The organism is Alteromonas sp. DY56-G5 (assembly GCF_041414725.1).
Classification (GTDB): Bacteria; Pseudomonadota; Gammaproteobacteria; order Enterobacterales; family Alteromonadaceae; genus Alteromonas; species Alteromonas macleodii.
Map to the genome: position 1 here is coordinate 1 of NZ_JANHZQ010000097.1, position 3,714 is coordinate 3,714.

1 protein-coding gene is annotated in these 3,714 nt (G+C 43.5%); it reads left to right on the plus strand.

Annotated elements, in window-relative coordinates:
* Positions 1-751: 751 nt before the first annotated feature.
* On the plus strand, positions 752-3,592 hold the full coding sequence (locus NO989_RS21580) for a TonB-dependent receptor domain-containing protein (RefSeq protein ID WP_371343181.1): 2,841 nt from the start codon (positions 752-754) through the stop codon (positions 3,590-3,592).
* The last annotated feature ends 122 nt before the right edge of the window (positions 3,593-3,714 follow it).

The following is a 3,714-nucleotide window of genomic DNA, read 5'->3' on the forward strand; positions in this document are numbered from 1 at the left end:
CCCCAGAGTAGTGAGGAAAAGACCGACTAAATACCCCACAAAGAAAAATGCCAGTCAGCTTAACTGACTGGCATTACATATCAAAGTGGGCTTTTTTATTTCTAGCGGTTCAAAACCGTATCAGCGTTATTCTCATCTATTCGACCTTATTTAAGGTTAACTCCCTTACATTATTTATAGTTTCCACAGAATCAAGGATAATTAAAAACATCATTAAGAAATAAGAGGAAAAATATAACACATGGAGAAGCAACAAACATTTAACTTATGAGCAACATTAGCAATTACCTGATTTAAAACAGCGACAAAACAACTATTATTCACGTTAAAAAAAGAAACTTTAATATACACGGTTTAAATTTACTCAGTTAGTGCAATATACGAGCAAAAACCTTCTAACTCAAAATTAACCAAGCAAATTAAAAACAAGACGAAAACCGCTTAATAAGCGCTCTAAAAAGACAATTTTCGACCACATGGTCAATATAAAAACAATTATTGAACATTATTAATACAAAACTTAAAAATATTAATTAAACCTACTATTTATAAATTCTTTAAAATTAAGTTAACTCTTTCATAGCTAGAATTTAATTCACCGCAAAAAATTGATTTATTTATTACTAGATAATTAGAATGCGCGCCATTGCAACATAAGTAAAAACTACGCATGCAATTTGGCTAGCCCTTGCCTATTTACGGGGCGTTAACCAACAACAAGCACGTAAATCTAATTCACTAGGAACAATCCATGAAAAATATTGCAACTGCAGTTCAGTTAGCATTAGCAGGAAGTGTCGCGTTGACCTCAGGCAACGTTCTTGCACAGGACTCAACAAATGAAAGCGCTGACGTTGAAAAAATTCAGGTCACCGGTTCTCGTATCTCTCGTCAGGGCGCTATCGCTCCATCACCAGTAACAGCCATTTCTGGTGAGTCACTTCTTAATTCAGGTGCGATGAACATTGGTGAGGTGCTTAATGAGCTTCCTTCACTTGCAAACACATTCTCATTAGGTAATTCAGGTCAATTTATTGGAACTGCCGGTCTAAATATTCTTGACCTACGCGGTATGGGTACTGACCGCACGTTAGTATTGGTAGACGGTAAACGTCACGTATCTTCTTCAGCAGGCTCTGCAGCGGTAGATACCAACACCATCCCTACTTCGTGGATTGAGCGCGTAGAAATCGTTACTGGCGGTGCTTCTGCGGTTTATGGTGCAGATGCAGTAACTGGTGTTGTTAACTTCATTCTTAAAAAGAACATTGAAGGTTTCGACGTGAGTGCGACGCAAGGCTTTGCACAGGAAAACGGTTATAAGAACGATAAATACCAAGCATCATACGGCTTTAACTTCGACAATGATCGCGGCAACATTGCTTTTGCAGCCGAATACAGCTCACAAGAAGCTTTAGAGGCCCTTGACAACCCTTGGACTGCAACGTCGTATCGTAATATGAGCTTTGAAAGCATCATGGGATACGAGCGCAGTGAAGACCAGTTAAATTCAACGGCATTTCCTGACAACTTTTACACTGCTAATGCGGGCTACTACACACTAAACAACTCTGGCGTTTTTGGCGGCAACTCTCAGACTTTCAACGCTGACGGTTCAATTCGCGAAATCTACACCGGTGACCAAGTAGACGGTGCGTTCTGCGCAAACTGTGATTCGTTTAACCTGCGCCAGTTTACGCAGCTTCAGCCTGAGTTTGATCGTACTAACCTAAATGTAAAAGGTAACTACGAGCTAAACGACGACACCACAGTGTATGCACAGGCTAAGTACGCGCGTACTCGTGCAATTACAATGGGCCAGCCTGCTTTCTTCTATGGCGGCTCAGAGACAACCATTTATCGTAACAATGCCTTTCTAGATGATAGCGTTGCCGCATACATGGATGAAAACGAACTAGACAGCATTCAGCTTAACCGCATGATGACTGACCTAGGGCGCCGCACCGAAGCAGACGAGCGTGAAACTTATCGCTACGTGCTAGGTATTGAAGGCTACATTGGTGACGAGTGGAGCTACGAGGCATTTGTAAACTACGGCAAAACTGAATTAGAGCGTGAGAACCGCAACAACCTTGTTTTGCAAAACTTCGAGAATGCACTTAACGCAATCACTGACGGCGACGGAAACGTTGTTTGTGCGTCAGGTAGTGATGACGGCTGTGTACCGCTGAACATTATGGGCTTTGGTCAGCCTTCACAAGAAGCAATTGACTACGTCAATACTACATCAGTTGGCACAAGCAAAATTGAACAATACAACGCTGGCGCAACCATCGCAAACTCTGGTATTTATGAATTACCTGCAGGATACGTTGGCTTTGCAGCCGGTGTTGAATATCGCAAAGAAAAAAGCGAAATTGAAGAACCTGATAATGCAGCGGGTACCTTTTTCAACACTCTAGGTGAAGATAAAGGCGATTACGATGTATCAGAAGTATTTACTGAAGTTACTATTCCACTACTTGCCGATCTCCCTGGCGTAGAAATGCTGACATTTGATACTGCGGCGCGGATTGCCAACTACTCTTCGATTGGCAACGCGAAAAGCTGGAAGCTTGGTCTAGATTGGAAAGTGTATGAAGATTTACGTCTACGTGCGACAAAATCATCTGCACTACGCGCGCCGAACATCGGTGAACTTTATGGTGAAGCAAGCCAAACCTTCTTCCGCGTAGACGATCCATGTCGTACAGACAACCTTGCTGACTTAGCCAACGCCGACCAACGCATTGCAAACTGTGCAGCGTTAGGTATCCCTGCAGATTTCAACTCTGATTACGACTCAGCAACGCTAGAAGGCGTAAACGGTGGAAACATTGACTTGCAAGCGGAGAGCTCAATCTCTAAAACACTAGGTGTTGTCTATACTCCTAGCTGGTTTGAAGGCTTTACCGCTACTGTTGACTACTGGGAAATCGAGCTGACAGACGCGATTTCGTCTATTGACGGCCAAACAATTTTGGACCGCTGTGTTGACTCTGAGTCGGGTATTAACAACGTATACTGTGGCCTTATCGACCGTGATGGAACTACCGGTGAAATCACTCAGATTCGTAGCTATGCATTGAACATCGCGGGTCAAGAAGCCAAGGGTATCGACTTCGAACTAGGATATGATTTCGACGCGCTAGAAGGCGCATTCCGTACTAGCTTGATTGCGACTTACCTTAAAGACCGCAAAGAATTCCCATTCCAAGATAACCCTGAAGTATTCTATCAGTACGCAGGTACGGCAGGTGAATCTGATTGGCAGGGTGTATTCACCATCAACTATAGCCGTGGTGATTGGGAAGCAAGCTGGAAAACTCGCTACCTAGAACGTTCAAGCCTTTACGACAACCAAGAGTTAGCGCGTAACCCAAATCCGAGCAACCGTATGGAACTGCCTTCATACGCTGTGACTGACATGACCGCGGGTTACAACTTTGCTAACGGTGTTAGCCTAACCGTGGGTATTGATAACCTGTTTAACCGTGCGCTACCGACAGGCACGACAGGCACGGGTTCAATAGACGGCGCGTACGACAACATTGGCCGCTTCGGTTACGTTACCGTAGCGTACAAAATGTAATTTACGTAATATTGAGCAATGATAAAAACGGCGCTTATTAGCGCCGCAGATTGATGATAAACCCCTCTTTTTTCGGAGGGGTTTATTTTTTCTAGCAGCCGAAGGCTGCGATCGCGATATTT